This is a genomic window from Caulobacter sp. LARHSG274 (assembly GCF_052871235.1).
In genome coordinates this window covers 830064-850077 of sequence record NZ_JBIXJO010000001.1, presented here as the reverse complement: position 1 = coordinate 850077, position 20014 = coordinate 830064, and the positions used below count along the sequence as shown (strand labels likewise).

The window sequence follows — 20014 nt, the reverse complement described above, 5'->3', positions numbered from 1 at the left end:
GGGCGTACGCGGCGCGGGGATGGACGCTGTGGGTCCGCCTCGATCGCGCGATCCCGGGAGTGGTTTTCCGGCGGCCGTGGACAGAGAAGGGATCTCCCGAAATGGCGTCTATAGACAGCCTCAAAACCCGCCGCGAACTCGTCGTCGGCGGCAAGACCTACGTCTATTACAGCCTTCGCGCCGCCGAGGAAGCCGGTCTGGCGGAAACCAGCAAGCTGCCGGTGTCGATGAAGGTGCTGCTCGAGAACCTGCTGCGCTATGAAGACGGCGTTTCGGTGCGCGAGGACGACCTGAAGGCCGTCGCCAACTGGCTGAACAACAAGGGCGCCGTCGAGCACGAGATCAGCTTCCGCCCGGCCCGCGTGCTGATGCAGGACTTCACCGGCGTTCCGGCCGTCGTCGACCTGGCCGCCATGCGCGACGCCATGGTCGCCCTGGGCGCCGACCCGGCCAAGATCAACCCGCTGAACCCGGTCGACCTGGTCATCGACCACTCGGTGATGGTCGACAACTTCGGCAACCCCAAGGCCTTCGAAGATAACGTCGCCAAGGAATACGAGCGCAACCTCGAGCGCTATCGCTTCCTGCGCTGGGGTTCGTCGGCGTTCAACAACTTCCGCGTCGTGCCCCCGGGCACCGGCATCTGCCATCAGGTGAACCTGGAATACCTGGCCCAGACCGTCTGGACCAACGAAGCCGAGGGCGTGACCACCGCCTATCCCGACACCGTCGTCGGCACCGACAGCCACACCACCATGGTCAACGGCCTGTCGGTCCTGGGCTGGGGCGTGGGCGGCATCGAGGCCGAGGCCGCGATGCTGGGCCAGCCGATCCCGATGCTGATCCCGGAAGTCATCGGCTTCAAGCTGACCGGCGCCATGCCGGAAGGCGCGACCGCCACCGACCTGGTGCTGACCGTCACCCAGATGCTGCGCAAGAAGGGCGTGGTCGGCAAGTTCGTCGAATTCTACGGCGACGCCCTGGCCAACCTGACCCTGGAAGACCAGGCGACCATCGCCAACATGGCCCCGGAATACGGCGCCACCTGCGGCTTCTTCCCGATCAGCGCCTCGACCGTGGCCTATCTGAAGGGCACCGGCCGCGACGCCGACCGCGTCGCCCTGGTCGAGGCCTACGCCAAGGAGCAGGGCCTGTGGTGGGAGCCCGGCGTGCCCGAGCCGACCTTCACCGACAGCCTGGAGCTGGACCTGTCGGCCGTCCTGCCGTCGCTGGCCGGCCCCAAGCGTCCGCAGGACCGCGTGCTGCTGACCGAAGCGGCCGGCAAGTTCGCCGAGTCGCTGGCCGGCGAGTTCGGCAAGGCCGAGGCGCCGGAAGCCCGCGTGCCGGTCGAGGGCGAGAACTTCGACGTCGGCCACGGCGACGTGGTCATCGCCGCCATCACCAGCTGCACCAACACCTCCAACCCCTCGGTGCTGATCGCCGCCGGCCTGCTGGCCAAGAACGCGGTGGCCAAGGGCCTGAAGGCCAAGCCGTGGGTGAAGACCTCGCTGGCCCCCGGCTCGCAGGTGGTCACCGACTATCTGCAGAAGGCCGGCCTGACCAAGCACCTGGACGCCTTGGGCTTCAACCTGGTCGGCTACGGCTGCACCACCTGCATCGGCAATTCCGGCCCGCTGCCGGAGAACATCAGCAAGGCCGTCAACGAGGCCGACCTGGTGGCCTGCTCGGTGCTGTCGGGCAACCGCAACTTCGAGGGCCGGGTCAATCCTGACGTCCGCGCCAACTACCTGGCCTCGCCGCCGCTGGTCGTGGCCTACGCCCTGGCCGGCTCGATGAAGATCGACCTGACCACCCAGCCGCTGGGCCAGGACAAGAAGGGCAATGACGTCTTCCTGAAGGACATCTGGCCCTCCAACGAGGACATCGCCGCCGTCCAGCGCAAGGCGGTCACCGAGAAGATGTTCGCCACCCGCTACGCCGACGTCTTCAAGGGCGACAAGAACTGGCAGGGGATCAAGATCACCGGCGGCCAGACCTACGCCTGGGAAGGCGACTCGACCTACGTCCAGAACCCGCCCTACTTCCCCAACATGTCGATGACCCCGACTCCGGTCACCGACATCGTCGAGGCCCGCGTCCTGGCGGTGTTCGGCGACTCGATCACCACCGACCACATCAGCCCGGCCGGTTCGATCAAGAAGACCAGCCCGGCCGGCCAGTACCTGATCGACCACGGCGTCGATCCGCTGGACTTCAACGGCTACGGCGCCCGTCGCGGCAACCACCAGGTGATGATGCGCGGCACCTTCGCCAACATCCGCATCCGCAACAAGATCACCCCGGACATCGAAGGCGGCGTGACCAAGCACTTCCCCTCGGGCGAGGTGATGTCGATCTACGACGCGGCCATGAAGTACCAGGCCGAGGGCCGTCCGGCCGTGGTGTTCGGCGGCAAGGAATACGGCACCGGCAGCTCGCGCGACTGGGCCGCCAAGGGCACCAAGCTGCTGGGCGTCCGGGCGGTGATTTGCGAGAGCTTCGAGCGCATCCACCGGTCGAACCTGGTCGGCATGGGCGTGCTGCCCCTGCAGTTCATCCAGGAAGGCTGGCAGAAGCTGGAGCTGACGGGCGAGGAGATCGTCTCGATCCGCGGCCTGCAGGACCTGGCCCCGCGCAAGCAGCTGATCGTCGAGCTCTACCGCCCGACCGACGGCCGCATCGCCCGCTTCCCGGTCCGCTGCCGCATCGACACCCCCACCGAGCTTGAATATTTCAAGAACGGCGGCGTGCTGAACTTCGTGCTGCGCAACCTGGCCCGCGCCGACTAGGCCTCGGCCAGACCTTGTGAATGGATCAAGCCGGGTCTCCTTGGGGACCCGGCTTTTTCTTTGGTCCGGGCCAGGGGGCCAAGCCTCCGGCGCGTGACGTTCTTTTACAGAAGAACGCCGCCTTCACGGCCTCGTGAACGGCCACGACGCACGATCTTGGCTTAAGTGCCCCGCACATGCGTCAAGCCTTTCTCTCCGTTCTTGTCACCGCCCTCGTCGGTTTCGCCGCTCCGGCGCCGGCCAAGACCCCGGCCGCCCGGCCGGTGGTGGTCGAGTTGTTCACCGCCCAGGGCTGCTCGTCCTGCGGCAAGGCCAACCAGGTGGTCGCCGCCCTGGCCGACGAAAAGGGCGTTCTGGCCCTGACCTATTCGGTCGATTACTGGGACTATCTCGGCTGGACCGACACCTTCGCCAAGCCGGCCTTCGCGGCCCGCCAGCGCGCCTACGCCCAGAAGTTCTCGCTACGCGACGTGCCGACCCCGCAGGTGGTGGTGGGCGGCCGGGAACAGGCCTCGGGCGCCAAGGCCGAGGCGGTGGAGTCCCTGGTCCGCGACGCCGCCAAGGCCCCGGCCAATCCCCCGGACATGGCGTTCGTCGGGACCAACCGGGTGGCGGTCGGCACAGCCCCGGCCCCGCGCGGCGGCGGCGAGGTCTGGCTGGTCCGCTATGACCCGCGCGAGCAGGAGATCGAGGTCAAGCGCGGCGACAACCGCGGCCAGACCCTGGTCCACCGCAATGTGGTGCGCGAGCTGGTCCGCCTGGGGCCCTGGACCGGCCGGCCCAAGCTGTACCGCCTGCCCCCCGTCACCGACGGCGCGCTGCGGACGGTGATCATCGTCCAGGGGGCCAAGGGCGGTCGGGTGATCGGCGTGCTGCTGCAGGACGACGCCAAATAGCTCTCGGCCAAAAGAAAAGCCCGCGCGGCAAGGGGATGACCGCACGGGCTTCTTGAGGGGGAGGGGATATCGAAGTCGCCGGCCGACCGGAGCCCGGATCTGGGGGGCTTGGGGGGCAAACAGGATCCGGACCCGAGGCGTCCGATCAGCCGACATGAGGTTTATGCCGCCGCAAACCGGCGCTCGCATGGCCCGACCAAGGTCGTTTCACGGCCGTTCGTGTCGACTCCAAGGCGGGCGTTGCCGCGGTGACGCACACGCGAAAACCCCGCGTGGAGAGGGGCGCCACGCGGGGTCTCGTCGATAGTCTAGAGGGGCTGTCGGCCGACCGGCCCACGATCAAGGGGGCTGGGGGGGCTGTTCAGGATCCTGAACCGCAGGAGTTCCGATCAGCCGACACCGTCAAACTGGCGGGCTAAACAGGCGGGCGCGGGTCGAAATTAAGGTCATTTCATGGCCCGGCGCAGCCTGTTTACGATTATGAATCCGACTGTAGCGCCGCTGCAACGCTTCCCGGACCCCTCGCCTTGGCGGCCGATTTGGGGTTAGGATTCGGCCGATGGCCCTGGATTCCCGTCCCGCCGCCCGCGTGGTGTTCTTCGAGCGTCGCGAGATCGATCAGCTCTTGCGGCTCTACGGCCGTATGGTCGCGGCCGGCGAATGGCGCGACTACGGCATGGCCGGCCTCAGCGACCACGCGGTGTTCTCGGTGTTCCGCCACGCGGCCGAGGCCCCGCTCTATCGCATCGAGAAGCACCCGGCCCTGGCCCGCAAGCAGGGCGAATGGGCGGTGGTCGGCCAGGGCGGCCTGGTCCTCAAGCGCGGCCATGACCTCGGCCAGGTGCTGCGGATGTTCGACAAGGGCCGGTTCAAGGTCGTCGACTGACGGGCGTCCGTCGGATGTCGCAACAAAAAGCCCCGGCGGTGTCCCGCCGGGGCCCTGTTGTTTCCGATCCGACCAGGACTTAGCGGCGGTTGCCGAAGATGCTGAGCAGGAACTGGAACAGGTTGATGAAGTTCAGATAGAGGTTCAGCGCGCCGTAGTTGGTGGCCACCGCCATCGACTGCTGGTCGCCGCCGAGCTGGTAATAGGTCATCTTTAGGTTCTGGGTGTCGTAGGCGATCAGGCCCGCGAAGATGAACACGCCCAGGATGCTGATGATGAAGCTCAGGCCCGGCAGCTGCAGGAACATCTGGGCCAGCGAGGCCAGCACCAGGCCAATCAGGCCCATGATCAGGAAGCTGCCGAACCCGGTCAGGTCCTTCTTGGTGGTGTAGCCGAACAGGCTCAGCCCGCCGAAGGCGATGGCGGTGATCAGGAAGGTCTGGGCCACCGAGGCGCCGGTATAGGCCAGCAGCCAGACGCCCAGGCCCGCGCCGATCGAGGCCACCAGCGCCCAGTACAGCGCGCCGGAAGAGCGGGCGGTCGGATTGCGCATGGCGAACATCGCCACGACCATCATCGCCAGCGGCGCGAAGCGGATCACCGTGCCCAGCAGGGTGAAGCCGGCCAGGCGACCGTCGGGGGTCAGCACATAGAGCAGGTTGGCGACCGGCGCATAGGCGCTGGTCAGGAAAGCCAGGCCGGCCGACAGCAGAAGGCCCAGCGCCACCTTGTTGTAGACGCCGAGCATGAAACTGCGCAGGCCGGCGTCAACCGACATGTCGGCGCGATCCACCGGGATCGAGCGCGCATAGCCGCGGTTGAAGTCGTTCATCGGGATAAGGCCCTTCGAAAAGCATCGCGTCCTTGCCGGACGCCACCCGAATATCGGGCTGCGGCGAGTATCATGCAAGATGTTGCGCTTTCCGTGGCGCGCGTCCGTCGTAAACAGGCCGTGCACATCCTCCGAAAGGAACGCCATGGATTACGTCGAACTGGGCCGCACCGGCATCCGGGTCTCGCGCTGCTGCCTGGGCACCATGACCTGGGGCTCGCAGAACAGCGAGGCCCAGGCCCACGAACAGATGGACTACGCCCTGGGCCGCGGCGTGACCTTCTGGGACACCGCCGAGATGTACGCCAGTCCGCCCAGTCCTGAGACCCAGGGTTCCACCGAGCGCCATATCGGCTCGTGGCTGACGAAGACCGGCAAGCGCCAGGAGATCGTCCTGGCCTCCAAGGTCGCCGGCCGCGGCGACGCCTTCGGCGGCCTGCCCTGGATGCGGCCGGGCGGCCAGAGCACGCGCCAGACCCGGGCCCAGATCGACCACGCCGTCGAGGGTTCGCTCAAGCGCCTGAACACCGACTATCTCGACCTCTACCAGCTGCACTGGCCCGACCGGCCGGTGCGGGTGTTCGGCGGCCAGACCTTCCAGGACTATGCGCAGGATTTCGAAAGCTTCGGCGACATCCTCGAGGCGCTGGACGCCCATGTGAAGAAGGGGACGATCCGCGCGATCGGCGTTTCCAACGAATATCCCTGGGGCGTGATGCGGTTCCTGGCCGAGGCCGAGGCGAAAGGCCTGCCGCGCATCGCCTCGATCCAGAACGCCTATCACCTGGCCAACCGGGTGTTCGAATACGGCCTGGCCGAGATCGCCATGCGCGAGCAGGTCGGCCTGCTGGCCTATTCGCCCCTGGCCCAGGGGGCCCTGACCGGCAAGTACCTGGACGGCAAGCTGCCCGAGGGCTCGCGCAAGGCGCTCTACAACCGCATGGCCCGCTATGAAGGGCCCGGCGCCGAGGCGGCGATCCGCGGCTATGTCGACCTCGCCGCCCATTTCGGCCTCGACCCGGCCCACCTGGCCCTGAAGTTCTGCGACACTCGGCCGTTCGTCACCGCCACCATCATCGGCGCCACCACCCTGGACCAGCTGAAGACCGACATCGACGCCTTCGACCTGACCTGGACCGAGGAGATGGAAAAGGCGGTCAACGCCCTGCATGCGCTGCAGCCGAATCCTTGTCCGTGATTTTCCTCCCCGGCCCAGAGGCGTAAGACAGCGCCATGATCCGCCTGTTCACCGCCGTCGCCATTCCCGCCGAGGTCGCCGAGCACCTGTTGCCGCGCCAGCACGGGATCGACGGCGCGCGCTGGCGGCTGCCCGAGGCCTTCCACGTCACCCTGAAGTTCATCGGCGACGTGCAGGAAACCGAGGCCGCCGATCTCGACGCCGAACTGGCGACCATCGAGGCCCCGGCCTTCGACCTGGAACTGGCGGGGGTCGGCCATTTCGGCGAGGGGGCCGAGATCCACGCCGTCTGGGCCGGCGTGGCCGAGAACCCCGACCTGCGCCGCCTAGCCAAGGCCAACGAGGCCGCCGCCCGCCGGGCCGGCCTCAAGCCCGAGACCCGGGTCTACACCCCGCACGTCACCCTGGCCTATCTGAAGCGTCCGGCCGTGCCCGAGGTCGCCGCCTGGATCCAGGCCAACAACCTGCTGCATTCGCCGCCGTTCCGCGTCGACTGCTTCGGCCTCTATTCCAGCTGGCGCACCAGCGAAGGCTCGGCCTACCGGCTGGAGCGGGACTATCCACTGGAGTGAGGCCCTGAAGCCGGCGCGGCGGGCCACAGCCTAGGCTTGCGGTTTTCGCCGCGGGCGCGTCAGATCACCGCCACGCCCGCAGCCGGAGCTCCGCATGTCGCTCTATCCGTTCGCCCTGCTGATCGGCGTGGTCGCCGGCCTGCCGGAGGATGTCGTCGCCCTCGGCGGCGCGGCCCTGATCGTCGCGGCGCTCTAGCCATGGCGGCCCGCAGCTTCGACGCCATCATCATCGGCGCCGGCCAGGCCGGTCCGTCCCTGGCCGGGCGGCTGACCGCGGCCGGCCAGACCGTGGCCCTGGTCGAGCGCAAGCTGATCGGCGGCACCTGCGTCAACACCGGCTGCATGCCGACCAAGACCCTGGTCGCCAGCGCCTACGCCGCCCACCTGGCCCGCCGCGCCGCCGACTATGGCGTGACCCTGGACGGCCCAATGGACATCAAGGTCGGGGTCGACATGCGGCGGGTCCACGACCGCGCCCAGACGGTCACCCTCAACGCCCGCCGCAATCTCGAGACCTGGCTGAAGGGCATGGCCGGCTGCACGCTGATCGAGGGCCACGCCCGCTTCGAGTCGGCCGACACCGTGCGGGTCGGCGACGACCTGCTGACCGCGCCGCGGATCTTCCTCAATGTCGGCGGCCGCGCCAACCTGCCGCCGATGCCCGGGCTCGACCAGGTCGACTACCTGACCAACACCGGCATGATGGCGGTCGACCGCCTGCCGCCGCACCTGGTGATCATCGGCGGCAGCTATGTCGGCCTGGAGTTCGCCCAGATGTACCGGCGCTTCGGGTCGCAGGTCACGGTGGTCGAGATGGGCCCGCGGCTGATCGGACGCGAGGATCCCGAGGTCTCCGACGCCGTCCGCGAGATCCTCAAGGCCGAGGGAATCCGTGTGCGTCTCAACGCCGAATGCATCCGCTTTTCGCCCCACAGGACGCCGGACGGCGCCGAGGGCGTGCGCGTCCATGTCGACTGCCGCGACGGCGAACCGCAGGTCGTCGGTTCGCACGTGCTGCTGGCCATCGGCCGGCGGCCCAACACCGACGACCTGGGCCTGGACAAGGCCGGGATCGCGACCGACCCGCGCGGCTACATCGTCGTCGACGACCAGCTGCGCACCAGCGTCCCCGGCGTCTGGGCGATGGGCGACTGCAACGGCAAGGGCGCCTTCACCCACACCGCCTATAACGACTTCGAGATCATCGCCGCAACCTGCTCGACCCCGATCTCGAGGGCGGCCGGCTGCGCGGGGTCAGCGACCGCATCACCGCCTACGCCCTCTATATCGACCCGCCCCTGGGCCGCATCGGCCTGACCGAGGCCGAGGTCCGCGCCGCCGGCCGTCCGGCCCTGGTCGGCCGCCGGCCGATGACCCGGGTCGGGCGGGCGGTCGAGAAGGGCGAGACTCAGGGGTTCATGAAGGTGGTGGTCGACGCCGAGACCAAGGCCGTCCTCGGCGCGGCGATCCTCGGCCTCAACGGCGACGAGGCGATCCACGGCCTGCTCGACCTGATGTACGCCAAGGCCCCCTACACCACGATCCAGCGGGCGGTGCACATCCACCCGACGGTGTCGGAACTGATCCCGACGATGCTGGGTGAGATGACGCCGCTGGTTTAGATAGACTTCGAAGCCGCTTCTGAAACGAGCGGGGAGGGATCGGCGGCCAACCGCTGCCGGATGTCCTCCGGCGTCTTGGCGTTCCAGGCGATGCGCGCCCTAACGCCGTCATCGACGTCTTGCGACAGCAGCTCGAAAAGCGGCCGATCCAGCTTGCGTTTCGTGGCCACGGCGAACCGAACCTCAGGATCGGCGTCCTCGGCGAGTCTCCGCAAAACCTCAACCGGCGCAGTCTTGTTGTGCGCGACCCAGACCTTCAGCTCCGGAAACCGTTCAATCACGTCCAACCAGACTTCGAGCGACGCCGGCGCATTGGCTGCTCGATGGCAGTCGGCGGCCTCCTGGCTGACCCGAAGGCGCGCGAACTCCTCGGCCGTCTCGATCATGCCACCGCGTGGTCCTTCAGCACCCCCAGCGGCACCACCGCCAGCATTTCCTCGTGGCTGGCCTCCAGCACCACCGGCGGGGCGACGCCGGCGTCCAGGGCCTCCTTCCAGCGGCCGGCGCACAGGCACCAGCGGTCGCCGGCCACCAGGCCGCGGAAGGCGAATTCCGGGCGGGGGGTCGACAGGTCGTTGCCGGCCGCCTTGGAGAAGGCCAGGAATTCGTCGGTCATCACCGCGCAGACGGTGTGCAGGCCCAGGTCGTGCGGCCCGGTCTCGCAACAGCCGTTGCGATAGAAGCCGGTGACCGGATTGAGCGAGCAGGGCTGCAGCTCCTGGCCCAGGACGTTCTTGGCGGTGTCGTCATAGCGCGTGGTCATGGCGCGAGCTTAACCCCGTTTGGGCGAATCTCGACAGGGTTCCCCGATCACAACGCGTGACGACTTCCGGCGACGCTCGCCAGATGCTTAAGAAGGGGACAGGATCGATGACATCCGCGGGAGTCCCATGTCCGACATCGCCCGGCCGCGCCGCAGCGCGCTCTACATGCCGGCCTCCAACGCCAAGGCGGTGGACAAGGCCCGCGGCCTGGACGCCGACGTCGTCATCCTTGACCTGGAGGACGCCGTCGCCCCGGAGATGAAGGACGCCGCCCGTGACGCGGCGGTGGCGGCGGTCAAGGCCGGCGGTTTCGGCCCGCGCGAGGTGGTCATCCGCACCAACGGCCTGGACACCCCCTGGGGCGAGGCCGACCTGAAGGCCGCCGCCGAGGCCGGGCCCGACGCGGTGCTGGTCCCCAAGGTCAACGACGCCGCCGACGTCTACGCCTACCAGGCCGCCCTGCACGCCGCCCCGGCCGCCACCCGGCTGTGGACGATGATCGAAACCGGCAAGGCCGCCTTCCACCTGTGGGAGATCGCCGCCGCCAGCCGCACCACCCGCCTGAGCGGCTGGGTGATGGGGGTCAACGACCTGGCCAAGGAGATGCGGGCCCGCCAGACCCCGGGCCGCGAGGCCTTCCTGCCGATCCTGTCGCTGTCGGTGGCCGCCGCCCGCGCCCACGGCCTGACCATCCTCGACGGCGTCCACAACGACATCGACGACCTGGGGGCCCTGGAGGCGGTCTGCCGTCAGGCGGCGGATTTCGGCTTCGACGGCAAGACCCTGATCCATCCCAAGCATCTTCCGATCTGCAACCGCGCCTTCTCGCCGACCGCCGACGAGATCGCCTGGAGCCAGGCGGTGATCGCCGCCTTCGCCGCGCCGGAGAACGCCGGCCAGGGCGCGCTGCGGGTCGAGGGCAGGATGGCCGAGCGCCTGCACCTGGCCCAGGCCGAGCGGCTGGTGGCGGTGGCCGCCGCCATCGCCGCGCGGTCGGCCGCCTGAAGACCGGGACCCGATGCGCGCGCTCCTGATCCTGCTGCTGGCCTTCGCCGCCGGTCCCGCCCTGGCCCGGCAGGCCTCGGTCCCGGAGACGCCGGTGGTCACGGCGCCGCTCGCCGCTGCACCCGCTCCCGCCGTGCCGGTGGTCCAGGCTTCCCCGGCCGATCCCGGGGTGATGTCGGCGACCGACGCCGTCGATCCCCTGGCCGACCTGATCGCCAAAAGCGGGCCGCAGACCACCGACGAGGAGGGACCGGCCGCCGACGCGCCGCTGCCGCCGCACAAGCCGACCATCCTGCCGATCCCCCCGCCGGAACCGCCCGCGGGCCCCTCCGCGTCCGGAACGCCCTCCGGCGGCGCCATGCCCCTGGCCGAGGTCTATGACCTGCGAATCAAGAGCTCGATCGTCGCCGCCCAGGGCCTGCAGGGGCCGCTCGACGGCGGCTGGTCGGTGTCGGGGCCGGACGGGACGGCGCTCTACGCCCTGCAGATCGCCGACCCCGTCGGCGGCGAAGCTCCGCCCGAAGGGGCCTGGCGCGACCCGCGCCGCAACGGGGCCGTAGGCGCGACCGGACTGATCGACGCCATCGATCGCGCCGGCGAGGGTTTCCAGGCCCGGTTCTCGCCGCGGGCCGGCCAGTCGGCGGTCCTGAGCCTGAGCCCGCGCGGCGACGGGACCTGGACCGGCAGGCTCAGCGACGGCGGCGTCGAGACCGCGGTGGTCGCCCGCCGGGTCGCCCAGGCCGTGCTGCCGCCGGGCTACGCCGCCCAGGGCCGCGGCCCGGTGGTCTGGCCCCGGCCCGCCGCCCCGCGCCTGGTCGCCGCCGCGCCGGCCAAGACCCCCGCCTGCGCGACCCGCGGCAAAAAGGGCAAGGCCCTGAAGGCCGCCAAGGCCCGCTGCGCCGCCGCCGTCCGCAAGGGCGGCAAGGGCAAGGGCGCGGCCGTCAAGGGGAAGCGAGGCGCCAAGGGGAAGGAGACGGCCCGAGGCGGCAAGGCGTCGAAACGGAAGAAGCGGCGCTAATGTCGAGCTGCTGAATGGGCGACGCGAAGAACGCTTCGCGTTCACTCCTATCCGACCCCTTCGCGGCCACCTTCCCCGATCAAGGGGGAAGGATTCCTAGGGCGGCTCGCGCCGTCGCGACCGCCCGTTCCAGCGCCTCGGCCTCATAGGCCACCGGAGCCGAATGGCCCCACACCGGTCCCGGCCAGGCGGGATCCCCGATCCGGCGGCCCAGCACGTGGACGTGCAGCTGCGGCGTGACATTGCCCAGGGCGCCGACATTGAGCTTGTCGACCGCCAGGCCCAGCACCGTCGCCACGGCCCGGACGGCGGACCCGGCCAGGACGATCTCCTCCATCAGCGTCGCGCGGTCGGCTGCCGACAGGTCCTCCAACTCCCGCGCCCCGCCGACCCGCGGGACCAGCACGATCCATGGATAGCGGGCGTCCCGCTGCAGCCGGGCGTGGCACAGGGGCAGATCCCCCAGCTCGGCGGCGGTGGCCACGAAGGCCGGGTCGAGGACGAACTCAGCCACGCTTCGGAACCGCCGCCCAGTAGTCGAGGTCGAGGATCACGCCCGGCGCATAGGCCCCCGCCTCATCCTTGTCGGGGAAGTCGGCGCAGGGCCGGTCGACCGTGGCCACCAGCCGCAGCCGCAGCGCGCCGATCGCGCCGCCGGGACCGCCCAGCTCGGCCTTGTCCAGCACCTGGCTCCAGGCGAACACCGTGCCGCCGGCGAAATAGGGGCTGACATGGCGGCCGCCATTGATCGCCAGCACCAGGCCGGCGTTCTGCAGGCCGTTGAACGACAGGGCCTTGGCCGTCGAGATCACCACCCCGCCATAGACCAGCCGCCGGCCCGACGGGTCCTGGGCGCGCTCGAACTGATTGAAATGGACCTTGGCGGTGTTCTGCCAAAGCCGCGTGGCCATCTGGGCCTCGGCCTCCTCGACCACCATGCCATCGACATGGTCGATCTTCTCGCCGACCGCATAGTCCTCATAGGCGTGCGGCGCGCCGGCCAGGGCGAAGTCGTACTTGCGGAAATCCAGGCCCGGCGGCGGGGCCAGGTCGGCGGCGGGCACGGCCGGAGCCAGGGTCGGGACGCTCTGCTCCCCCACCGCCGCGGCCGGGTCGCGCTTGCGCACCATCACCCAGCGCACATAGCTCAGCACCGCCACCCCGCGCTGATTGACGCCGGTGGTGCGGACATAGACCACGCCGGTCCTGCCGTTGGAGTTCTCCTTCAGCCCGATCACCTCCGACGCCGCCGAGAGGGTGTCGCCCGGATGCAACGGGGCCAGGAACCGGCCCTCGGCATAGCCGAGATTGGCCACGGCGTTGAGGCTGATGTCGGGCACGGTCTTGCCGAACACCAGGTGGAAGGCGATCAGCGGGTCGACCGGGGCGGTCTCCAGCCCGCAGCCGCGGGCGAATTCGTCCGACGAGAACAGCGAAAAGCGCGGGCCGTAGAGGGCGTTGTACAGGGCCACGTCGCCGGCGGTGACGGTGCGCGGGGTGGCGTGGGCCAGCCGCTGGCCCAGCTTGAAATCCTCGAAAGCGTTGCCTAGATCGGTCTTGCCCGTCGCCATCTCGTCCCTGCCTGGCTTTTATCGTTGTGGGGATCTGTTTTGCCGCACCGCAGCGAAACCGGAAAGGGGGCTTGAGGCCGAGCCTTTGCGGGTCTAGACCGCGCCCGACATTCATCGTCCACAAGCCTTGATGGAGACCCCATGGCTCGCGCGAAGATCGCCCTCATCGGCGCCGGCATGATCGGCGGCACCCTGGCCCACATCGCCGCCCGAGAGGAACTCGGCGACGTGATCCTGTTCGACATCGCCGAGGGCACCCCCCAGGGCAAGTCGCTCGACATCGCCGAGGCCTCGGCCGTGTTCGGCAAGGACGTCATCCTGAAGGGCGCCAATTCGTACGAAGAGATCGCCGGGGCCGACGTCTGCATCGTCACCGCCGGCGTGCCGCGCAAGCCGGGCATGAGCCGCGACGACCTGCTGGGCATCAACCTGAAGGTCATGAAGGCGGTCGGCGAAGGCATCAAGGCCCACGCCCCCGACGCCTTCGTGATCTGCATCACCAATCCGCTGGACGCCATGGTCTGGGCCCTGCAGCAGTTCTCGGGCCTGCCCAAGAAAAAGGTCATCGGCATGGCCGGCGTCCTCGACTCGGCCCGCTTCGCCTATTTCCTGGCCGAGAAGACCGGCGTCTCGGTCGAGGACATCCACGCCTGGACCCTGGGCGGCCACGGCGACGACATGGTGCCGATGGTCCGCCACTCGACGGTCGGCGGCCTGCCGCTGCCCGAACTGGTCAAGCAGGGCTGGATGACCCAGGACGAGCTCGACGGCATCGTCAAGCGCACCCGCGGCGGCGGCGGCGAGATCGTCGCCCTGCTGAAGACCGGCTCGGCCTTCTACGCCCCGGCCGAAAGCGCCATCGCCATGGCCACCAGCTACATCAAGGACAAGAAGCGCGTCCTGCCCTGCGCTGCGTTCCTGACCGGCCAGTACGGCCTCAGCGGCCTCTATGTCGGCGTGCCGGTGGTGATCGGCGCGGGCGGCGCGGAGAAGGTCATCGAGTTTGAAACCAACGACGACGAAAAGGCGATGTTCTCCAAGTCCGTCGAGTCGGTGAAGGGCTTGATGGAAGCCTGCAAGGCCATCGACAGCTCGCTGGTCTAGGCTTTTTCAGCTTCGATTACGGAAAGGGCGGCTCCTCGCAGGCCGCCCTTTTTCTTTAGCCCTCTCCCAGCGGGAGAGGGAGGGGCCCGCCGCGCAGCGGTGGGAGGGTGAGGGATCACGCCCTCGCCGTTTTCACCGAACGCCCTGCCGGCGCGCCGGCTGACTCGGCGCCCCCTCATCCTCCCACGCCTGCGGCGCGGGCCCCTCCTTCTCCCCATGGGAGAAGGGCTTAGTGCGCCGCCTCGCCGCCCTCCGCCGAAATCTCCTCCAGCGTCTTGCCGACCTGCTTGGCGCCGTAGTCCTTGGCGACATCGCCGAGCGACAGGATGCCGGCCAGCTGACCGGCGTCGTTGAGCACCACCAGTCGGCGGATCTGGTGGCTGGCCATCTTGGCGGTGGCGTCGGCCAGGATGTCGTCCTCGCGGACGCTCTGCACCTCGCCCTCGCTCATCGCCTCGGAGACAGGACTGTCGAAGCTGCGGCTCTCGGCGACCACGCGCAGCACGATGTCGCGGTCGGTGACCAGGCCGACCACCTTGCCGCCCTCGACGACCGGCACCACGCCGCTGTCGATATGAGCCATCACCTGGGCGACCTTGCGGATGCTGTCGGTGGGAGCGGCGGTCGAGACCTGGCCGGTCATGGCGTCGCTGACTTTCATCGGAAGCTCCTTGGGGAGTGAATCGAACCCCTGAGAAACCCCGCGGCGCCGCGCCCGTTCCGTTCCGGCCTAGCTGAAGGCGGCCCGGTTCCCCTCTAGGAAGGCCGCGACCGAGACGGGCGCCTGACCCGTCAGGGCCTCGACCGCATCGGTGACAATGGCGTGCTGGCCCTCGGCGGCCGAGGCGTCGAAATCGACCAGCACCCCGGCCATGAACGGCGGCAGGCCGGCGGCCAGCAACCCTTGGCGCAGGGCGTCGGCCGGCAGGTCGTGGTGCGTCACCGGCCTGCCCGACAGCTCGGCCAGCAGGACGGCGATCTCGTCCTGGGTCACGGCGGCCGGGCCGGAGACGTCGAGAATCTGACGGCCCTCGCCCTTGATCAGGGCCGCGGCGTCGACCCGGGCGCAGTCCTCGCGACTGACATAGGCCCGGCCGGCCCCGGCCGTGGCCGAATATAGCGCGCCGCTGCTCACGGCCTGGCCCGCGCCCATCAGCAGCAGCTCGACGTAGAGGTTGTGGCGCAGGATGGTCCAGCCGGGGATGGCGCTGGCGGCCAGGGCCTGCTCGGTCCAGAAATGGTCGTCGATCACCCCGCCGCCGACCTGGGGCCGCGCGCCCGGCGCGGAGGTGTAGACCACGTGCTTGACCTTGGCCGCCTCGGCCGCAGCGACGGCGGCGCGGTGCTGGGCGATGCGATGGCCGGGGGCGCCCAGGCTGTCGGTGCTGATCAGCAGCAGGCGCTCGACACCGGCGAAGGCTTCGGCCAGCGAGGCCGGGTCGTCGAAATCGACGCGCCGGGTCTCGACGCCCCGCGCCGCCAGGTCGGCCAGCTTGGAAGGATCGCGACTGGCGGCGACGAGGTTGGGAACGCCGGCCTCGAGCAGCAACTCGACCGCGCGACGGCCCAGCTGGCCGCCGGCGCCGGTGACCAGCAGGCGGGGAGAAGAGGCGCTCATGGGGTTGGTCCTTTTCCGTGGTCTCCAGATAAGACCACGTGTAGATGTGAGACTTACTCGCCACCGTAAAGACGGCAGTTTGACGGGAGATAGGCACCTTGAGGGAACCCCCTGAAGCGAAACCGCTCAGCGCCGCGGCGGCCAGCCTGGTCCATGGCTTCCAGTGCTGGATGTCGGCGAACGACCTCAGCCCCGCCAACTGCCCGGTGCGCGACGTGCTCGATCAGTTGGGCGACAAGTGGAGCACCCTGCTGCTGATCGCCCTGGCCGATGGGCCGCGCCGATTTGGCGTCCTGCGTCGCACGGTGCCCGACATCTCCCAGCGCATGCTGACCCAGACCCTGCGCGACCTGCAGCGAAACGGGCTGATTGGCCGTCAGGTGTTTCCGACCAAGCCCCCCAGCGTCGAATACAGCCTGTCGCCGCTGGGGACCTCGCTGCTGGAGCCTTTGGCCGCCTTGGTGACCTGGGCCGAACGCCATCATGCCGACATCCGCGCCGCCCGGGCGCGCTACGACGCCGAGGACGCGGCCGCCTGATCCCACCTTGGTTCCAGAGCGCCATCCTCCCGACCTGTTCGACGACGACCGCTGCGAGATGCTTCCGCCCCGTCGCGACGCAGCCTAAGACCACCCGACCTTTTCCCCGGAGCCTTCATGACCCTCACCATCCACCAGGCCAGCGTTCCGGTCTTCGTCCAGGGCCTCAAGGGGCTGAAGGGCGTGCTGGCCAAGGCCGCCGCCCATGTCGAGGCCCGCAAGCTCGACCCCGACAGCCTGCTGAAGGCGCGGCTGTTTCCCGACATGTTCCCGCTGCTGCGCCAGGCGCAGATCGCCACCGACTTCGCCAAGGGCTGCTGCGCCCGCCTGGCCGGCGAGGAGGTTCCCGCCTGGGACGACGTCGAGACCAGCTTCGAAGAGCTGATCGCCCGCGTCGACCGCGCCATTGCCTATGTCGAGGGCCTGGACCTGGCGAAGTTCGACAACGCCGAGGACCGCGACATCACCCTGGTCCGCCGCGGCGAGACCAGCGTGGTCAAGGGCCTGGCCTATCTGCAGGGCCAGGCCCAGCCCAACTTCTTCTTCCACCTGACCACCGCCTACGCGATCCTGCGCCACAACGGCGTCGAGATCGGCAAGCGCGATTTCCTCGGCGCGGCCTGACGATCCGGCGGCGGCGGTCACGGCCGCCGCCGCCAGGCCCAGACCAGCCCGGCCAGGGCGGTGACCACCCCGGCGAACGCCGACAACACCATCGGCAACTGACGCAAAAACTCCTGATCCATGATCGCACCCACTGACCCGTCCACCAGCGGCGGGCTACGGGCGACAATGACTCGCGGGGACGTCGAGTCCGGACGTATGTTCCGTGTTTGTTCTACTTCTCCCTTCCCGTTGGCGGATGGGGGAAGGGCCGGGGATGGGGGTGACTGCTGAGCTGGCCGCGCAAGGAACGTTCGCGTTCACCCCCATCCGACCGCTTCGCGGCCACCTTCCCCCATCCGCCGACGGGAAAGAAAAGGTTTGAACCGCCGCGACCTCAAACCACAGCGCCGCATCAACAGCGTAAACGCCCCTTAACCCTCTTGCGGCACAACATCCTCGTTCGACGAGTAAAGGTGGACGGTTCATGGCGCGAGCGGCGCGGCGATCGGGTGTGGAGCTGGTCTGGGATGCGGTGCGCTACGGCTGGGCGCAGCCGTGGTCGGCCCGGTTCCGGGGCGGGGTGATCTGCGTAGTCGGGGCGGGGCTGCTGCTGGCCGTCGCCACCTACAACGCCGCCGATCCCAGTCTCAACGCCGCCACCGGCCAGGCGGCCAGCAACGCCCTGGGCGGTCCCGGCGCGGCCCTGGCCGACATCGTCATGCAGTCCCTGGGGCTGAGCGGCTGGGTCGCGGCCCTGCTGATGCTGGTGTTCGGCCTGACGAGGGTGTCGCAGCCCGATCCCGCCGCCCATCGCCGCGACCTGCGCGTCCGCGCCCTGGTCGGGGGCCTGGGCCTGCTGGCCCTGGCCGGCCTGCTGGCCGCCCCGCCGCATCCGTCCGCCTGGCCGCTGGCCCGGGGACTTGGCGGCTTCTGGGGCGACGGCCTGCTCGACCTGATCGCCGGCGTCCTGGCCTTCGCCCGCCTGCCCGGGGCCCGGCTGATCGCCGCCCTGCTGCTGGCCATCGCCGCCGCCGTGGCCCTGGGCTATGCGATCGGCGTCCGCCGCGTCGATCCCGAGGCGATCGGCGACCTGCTGCACGGCCTGGCCCGGCCGCGCGAGCGGGCCCCGGCCCCGGTCGCGGCGCCTGAACCGGTCGCCCGCACCCGCCCGGCCCGCAAGATCGCCGAGGCCATCGCCGCCACGCCCGAACCGGCGCCGCGCAAGGCCGCCAAGCCGGCCAAGCCTGCGCCGCCGCCGCAGGTCGAGGACGACGACGCCTTCGAGCCCAGTTTCGAGGTCCGCCCGCTGGCCATCGCCCAGCCCAAGACCCCCAACCGCGTCAACACCCGCGAGCAGCGCGAGCAGCAGAAAGCCTTCGACTTCGACGACGAAGGCGGCTTCCAGCTGCCCGAGCTGGCCATGCTGGCCAAGCCCAAGCCGCGCTCGGCCGAGTTCGACGAGGAGGCCCTGCGCCAGAACGCCCGTCTGCTGGAAAGCGTGCTGGCCGAGTTCGGCGTGCGCGGCCAGATCGATCAGATCCGCCCCGGCCCGGTGGTGACCATGTACGAGCTGGTGCCGGCCGCCGGCACCAAGACCGCCCGGGTCGTGGCCCTGGCCGACGACATCGCCCGCTCGATGAGCGTGATCTCGTGCCGCGTCGCCGTGGCCCAGGGCCGCAACGCCATCGGTATCGAGATGCCCAATTCGCGGCGCGAGACAGTCTATCTGCGCGACCTGCTGTCATCGTCCGACTATGACAAGGCCACCCACATACTGCCCATGGCCCTGGGCGAGACGATCGGCGGCGAGACCTACATCGCCGACCTGGCCAAGATGCCCCACCTGCTGATCGCCGGCACCACCGGCTCGGGCAAGTCGGTCGGGGTCAACGCCATGATCCTGTCGATCCTCTACAAGCTGCCGCCCGAGAAGTGCCGCTTCATCATGATCGACCCGAAGATGCTGGAACTCAGCGTCTATGACGGCATCCCGCACCTGCTGGCCCCGGTGGTCACCGATCCCAAGAAGGCGGTCGTGGCCCTGAAGTGGACGGTGCGCGAGATGGAGGACCGCTATCGGCGGATGTCGAAGATCGGCGTGCGCAACATCGGCGGCTTCAACGAAAAGGCCGTCGAGGCCCTCGACAAGGGCGAGCATTTCGAGCGCACCGTCCAGACCGGCTTCGACGACGCCGGCCGGCCGATCTACGAGACTGAAAAGATCCGTCCCGAGCCGATGCCCTATCTGGTGGTGGTCATCGACGAGGTCGCCGACCTGATGATGGTGGCCGGCAAGGACATCGAGGGCGCCGTCCAGCGCCTCGCTCAGATGGCCCGCGCCGCCGGCATCCACCTGATCATGGCCACCCAGCGGCCGTCGGTCGACGTCATCACCGGCACCATCAAGGCCAACTTCCCGACCCGGATCAGCTTCCAGGTCACCAGCAAGATCGACGCCCGCACCATCCTGGGCGAGCAGGGGGCCGAGCAGCTGCTGGGCCAGGGCGACATGCTGTACATGGCCGGCGGCGGACGCATCACCCGCCTGCACGGCCCGTTCGTCAGCGACGGCGAGGTCGAGGCGGTGGCCAAGTTCCTGCGCGACCAGGGCATCCCCAATTACCTGGAAGAAGTCACGGCCGGCGGCGACGAGGAGCAGGAGGAGGCCATCGAGGGCGCCTTCGCCGGCGAGGGCGGGGCCAACGACCTCTACGACCACGCCGTGGCGGTGGTCACCCGCGACCGCAAGGCCTCGACCAGCTACATCCAGCGCCGCCTGCAGATCGGCTACAACCGCGCCGCCTCGCTGATGGAGCGGATGGAGAAGGAGGGCGTGGTCGGCGCCGCCAACCACGCCGGCAAGCGCGAGATCCTGGCCCCGCCGCCGCCGCCGATGTAGCGCGATGAACGGCGCTTCATCGGAGCGCCGGAAAATGGTCGCGCCGCGGCCTTTCGCTGGACGCGAGGGCAGGGCAAAGGGAAAAGGCCAGGAGA

At 69.4% G+C, this 20014-nt stretch carries 20 protein-coding genes; 13 read left to right on the top strand and 7 right to left on the bottom strand.

All coding sequences use genetic code 11. The features are described from left to right. Positions 1-101: 101 nt before the first annotated feature. The 3 genes from acnA (at position 102) to ACIPQB_RS03995 (ending at position 4571) form a co-directional block, all read left to right on the top strand. Positions 102-2789: an aconitate hydratase AcnA gene (acnA, locus tag ACIPQB_RS04005; RefSeq protein WP_446483904.1), complete on the top strand. Its 2688-nt coding sequence runs from the start codon at positions 102-104 to the stop codon at positions 2787-2789. Positions 2790-2965: 176 nt separating this feature from the next. Then, positions 2966-3685, top strand: coding sequence for a DUF1223 domain-containing protein (locus ACIPQB_RS04000; protein ID WP_446483903.1), 720 nt, complete (start codon positions 2966-2968; stop codon positions 3683-3685). 559 nt (positions 3686-4244) lie between these two features. After that, positions 4245-4571 carry a DUF2794 domain-containing protein gene (locus tag ACIPQB_RS03995; protein ID WP_446483902.1) on the top strand — a complete coding sequence of 109 codons (327 nt, stop codon included), beginning with the start codon at positions 4245-4247 and terminating at the stop codon, positions 4569-4571. Between the two features lie 79 nt (positions 4572-4650). Here ACIPQB_RS03995 and ACIPQB_RS03990 read toward each other — a convergent pair whose 3' ends face one another. Continuing rightward, on the bottom strand, positions 4651-5403 hold the full coding sequence (locus ACIPQB_RS03990; protein WP_446483901.1) for a Bax inhibitor-1/YccA family protein: 753 nt from the start codon (positions 5401-5403) through the stop codon (positions 4651-4653). Between the two features lie 145 nt (positions 5404-5548). On the opposite strand from ACIPQB_RS03990, the gene ACIPQB_RS03985 reads away from it, so the two are divergent. The 4 genes from ACIPQB_RS03985 (at position 5549) to ACIPQB_RS03970 (ending at position 8795) form a co-directional block, all read left to right on the top strand. Next, positions 5549-6601 carry an aldo/keto reductase gene (locus ACIPQB_RS03985; protein WP_446483900.1) on the top strand — a complete coding sequence of 351 codons (1053 nt, stop codon included), beginning with the start codon at positions 5549-5551 and terminating at the stop codon, positions 6599-6601. Positions 6602-6636: 35 nt separating this feature from the next. Beyond that, positions 6637-7173, top strand: a complete 537-nt coding sequence (gene thpR / locus ACIPQB_RS03980) for an RNA 2',3'-cyclic phosphodiesterase (protein ID WP_446483899.1) — start codon at positions 6637-6639, stop codon at positions 7171-7173. 198 nt (positions 7174-7371) lie between these two features. After that, positions 7372-8490, top strand: coding sequence for a mercuric reductase (locus tag ACIPQB_RS03975; RefSeq protein WP_446483898.1), 1119 nt, complete (start codon positions 7372-7374; stop codon positions 8488-8490). Continuing rightward, complete coding sequence (locus tag ACIPQB_RS03970) at positions 8388-8795, top strand: hypothetical protein (protein WP_446483981.1); 408 nt, start codon at positions 8388-8390, stop codon at positions 8793-8795. Before ACIPQB_RS03975 ends, ACIPQB_RS03970 begins: the two co-directional genes overlap by 103 nt. Here the strand turns inward: ACIPQB_RS03970 and ACIPQB_RS03965 are convergent. Both ACIPQB_RS03965 and ACIPQB_RS03960 read right to left on the bottom strand, forming a co-directional pair. Then, a complete protein-coding gene (locus ACIPQB_RS03965; RefSeq protein ID WP_446483897.1) occupies positions 8792-9181 on the bottom strand; it encodes a hypothetical protein in 390 nt (129 codons plus the stop codon). The two genes, ACIPQB_RS03970 and ACIPQB_RS03965, sit on opposite strands and share 4 nt — an antisense overlap. Further along, positions 9178-9558, bottom strand: coding sequence for a DUF2237 family protein (locus ACIPQB_RS03960; RefSeq protein WP_446483896.1), 381 nt, complete (start codon positions 9556-9558; stop codon positions 9178-9180). Before ACIPQB_RS03960 ends, ACIPQB_RS03965 begins: the two co-directional genes overlap by 4 nt. Before the next feature lie 127 nt (positions 9559-9685). On the opposite strand from ACIPQB_RS03960, the gene ACIPQB_RS03955 reads away from it, so the two are divergent. Beyond that, complete coding sequence (locus ACIPQB_RS03955) at positions 9686-10564, top strand: HpcH/HpaI aldolase/citrate lyase family protein (protein ID WP_446483895.1); 879 nt, start codon at positions 9686-9688, stop codon at positions 10562-10564. Between the two features lie 13 nt (positions 10565-10577). Next, positions 10578-11582, top strand: a complete 1005-nt coding sequence (locus tag ACIPQB_RS03950) for a hypothetical protein (protein WP_446483894.1) — start codon at positions 10578-10580, stop codon at positions 11580-11582. Positions 11583-11661: 79 nt separating this feature from the next. Here ACIPQB_RS03950 and ACIPQB_RS03945 read toward each other — a convergent pair whose 3' ends face one another. Continuing rightward, on the bottom strand, positions 11662-12096 hold the full coding sequence (locus tag ACIPQB_RS03945) for an HIT domain-containing protein (RefSeq protein WP_446483893.1): 435 nt from the start codon (positions 12094-12096) through the stop codon (positions 11662-11664). Next, complete coding sequence (locus ACIPQB_RS03940; protein ID WP_446483892.1) at positions 12089-13153, bottom strand: MaoC family dehydratase; 1065 nt, start codon at positions 13151-13153, stop codon at positions 12089-12091. Before ACIPQB_RS03940 ends, ACIPQB_RS03945 begins: the two co-directional genes overlap by 8 nt. Before the next feature lie 141 nt (positions 13154-13294). Between ACIPQB_RS03940 and mdh the strand changes: the two genes are divergently transcribed. Next, positions 13295-14257, top strand: coding sequence for a malate dehydrogenase (mdh, locus tag ACIPQB_RS03935; RefSeq protein WP_446483891.1), 963 nt, complete (start codon positions 13295-13297; stop codon positions 14255-14257). Positions 14258-14486: 229 nt separating this feature from the next. On the opposite strand, the gene ACIPQB_RS03930 is transcribed toward mdh, so the two are convergent. Then, entirely contained in the window at positions 14487-14918 is a 432-nt protein-coding gene (locus ACIPQB_RS03930; protein WP_446483890.1) for a CBS domain-containing protein, read from the bottom strand. A 69-nt stretch (positions 14919-14987) separates the two neighbouring features. Next, entirely contained in the window at positions 14988-15875 is an 888-nt protein-coding gene (locus tag ACIPQB_RS03925) for an NAD(P)H-binding protein (protein ID WP_446483889.1), read from the bottom strand. A gap of 98 nt (positions 15876-15973) precedes the next feature. Here ACIPQB_RS03925 and ACIPQB_RS03920 point away from each other — a divergent pair, with 98 nt between their 5' ends. From ACIPQB_RS03920 to ACIPQB_RS03910, 3 genes are all read left to right on the top strand, one after another. Then, positions 15974-16414 (top strand): winged helix-turn-helix transcriptional regulator, encoded by a 441-nt coding sequence (locus tag ACIPQB_RS03920; RefSeq protein WP_446483888.1) that lies wholly within the window; start codon positions 15974-15976, stop codon positions 16412-16414. 117 nt (positions 16415-16531) lie between these two features. Then, complete coding sequence (locus ACIPQB_RS03915) at positions 16532-17038, top strand: DUF1993 domain-containing protein (protein ID WP_446483887.1); 507 nt, start codon at positions 16532-16534, stop codon at positions 17036-17038. 466 nt (positions 17039-17504) lie between these two features. Beyond that, on the top strand, positions 17505-19919 hold the full coding sequence (locus ACIPQB_RS03910) for a DNA translocase FtsK 4TM domain-containing protein (RefSeq protein ID WP_446483886.1): 2415 nt from the start codon (positions 17505-17507) through the stop codon (positions 19917-19919). Positions 19920-20014 lie beyond the last annotated feature (95 nt).

Bases quoted from the DNA above. Each gene is read 5' to 3' on its own strand.
- ACIPQB_RS03940 (WP_446483892.1), bottom strand. From the start codon at position 13,153: ATGGCGACGGGCAAGACCGATCTAGGCAACGCTTTCGAGGATTTCAAG.
- ACIPQB_RS03930 (WP_446483890.1), bottom strand. From the start codon at position 14,918: ATGAAAGTCAGCGACGCCATGACCGGCCAGGTCTCGACCGCCGCTCCC.
- ACIPQB_RS03915 (WP_446483887.1), top strand. From the start codon at position 16,532: ATGACCCTCACCATCCACCAGGCCAGCGTTCCGGTCTTCGTCCAGGGC.
- acnA (WP_446483904.1), top strand. From the start codon at position 102: ATGGCGTCTATAGACAGCCTCAAAACCCGCCGCGAACTCGTCGTCGGC.
- ACIPQB_RS03965 (WP_446483897.1), bottom strand. From the start codon at position 9,181: ATGATCGAGACGGCCGAGGAGTTCGCGCGCCTTCGGGTCAGCCAGGAG.
- ACIPQB_RS03995 (WP_446483902.1), top strand. From the start codon at position 4,245: ATGGCCCTGGATTCCCGTCCCGCCGCCCGCGTGGTGTTCTTCGAGCGT.
- ACIPQB_RS03925 (WP_446483889.1), bottom strand. From the start codon at position 15,875: ATGAGCGCCTCTTCTCCCCGCCTGCTGGTCACCGGCGCCGGCGGCCAG.
- thpR (WP_446483899.1), top strand. From the start codon at position 6,637: ATGATCCGCCTGTTCACCGCCGTCGCCATTCCCGCCGAGGTCGCCGAG.
- mdh (WP_446483891.1), top strand. From the start codon at position 13,295: ATGGCTCGCGCGAAGATCGCCCTCATCGGCGCCGGCATGATCGGCGGC.
- ACIPQB_RS03985 (WP_446483900.1), top strand. From the start codon at position 5,549: ATGGATTACGTCGAACTGGGCCGCACCGGCATCCGGGTCTCGCGCTGC.
- ACIPQB_RS03960 (WP_446483896.1), bottom strand. From the start codon at position 9,558: ATGACCACGCGCTATGACGACACCGCCAAGAACGTCCTGGGCCAGGAG.
- ACIPQB_RS03955 (WP_446483895.1), top strand. From the start codon at position 9,686: ATGTCCGACATCGCCCGGCCGCGCCGCAGCGCGCTCTACATGCCGGCC.
- ACIPQB_RS03950 (WP_446483894.1), top strand. From the start codon at position 10,578: ATGCGCGCGCTCCTGATCCTGCTGCTGGCCTTCGCCGCCGGTCCCGCC.
- ACIPQB_RS03990 (WP_446483901.1), bottom strand. From the start codon at position 5,403: ATGAACGACTTCAACCGCGGCTATGCGCGCTCGATCCCGGTGGATCGC.
- ACIPQB_RS03975 (WP_446483898.1), top strand. From the start codon at position 7,372: ATGGCGGCCCGCAGCTTCGACGCCATCATCATCGGCGCCGGCCAGGCC.
- ACIPQB_RS04000 (WP_446483903.1), top strand. From the start codon at position 2,966: ATGCGTCAAGCCTTTCTCTCCGTTCTTGTCACCGCCCTCGTCGGTTTC.
- ACIPQB_RS03910 (WP_446483886.1), top strand. From the start codon at position 17,505: ATGGCGCGAGCGGCGCGGCGATCGGGTGTGGAGCTGGTCTGGGATGCG.